This window comes from Aequorivita xiaoshiensis (genome assembly GCF_022008395.1).
GTDB lineage: Bacteria > Bacteroidota > Bacteroidia > Flavobacteriales > Flavobacteriaceae > Aequorivita > Aequorivita xiaoshiensis.
Genome location: NZ_JAIRBB010000075.1, coordinates 1 through 389 on the forward strand (window position 1 = coordinate 1; position 389 = coordinate 389).

General features: G+C 39.6%; 1 protein-coding gene. It reads left to right on the forward strand.

What is annotated here, in order from left to right:
- The coding region (locus tag K8344_RS14040; protein ID WP_420908361.1) for a DUF7507 domain-containing protein at positions 1-389 on the forward strand (389 nt) is incomplete at both ends.

Consider the following 389-nt stretch of genomic DNA (forward strand, 5'->3'; position numbering starts at 1 on the left):
GACCCATTGTTAGGAGGTCCATTGGCAGGTCCAATAAGTGGAGATACTGATGGAGACGGTGAACTTGATGTAACTGAAACTTGGATTTACGAAGCCAGTTACGCAATCACTCAAGCAGACATTGATGCTGGTGAAGTATTAAACCAAGCAACAGCTACTGGAACAGCTCCAGATCAAACTGAAGTAAGTGATGATTCAGGAACAGAAATTAATAATGACGATCCAACAGTTATCGAACTTTGTCAAAACCCTGCAATTGCAATTGTAAAAACAGGAGTGTTTAATGACGAGAATGGTGATGACTGTTCAGATGTTGATGAGACTATCACCTACACTTTCACAGTTACTAATGAAGGAAATGTAAGTCTGTCTAACATAATAGTAGACGA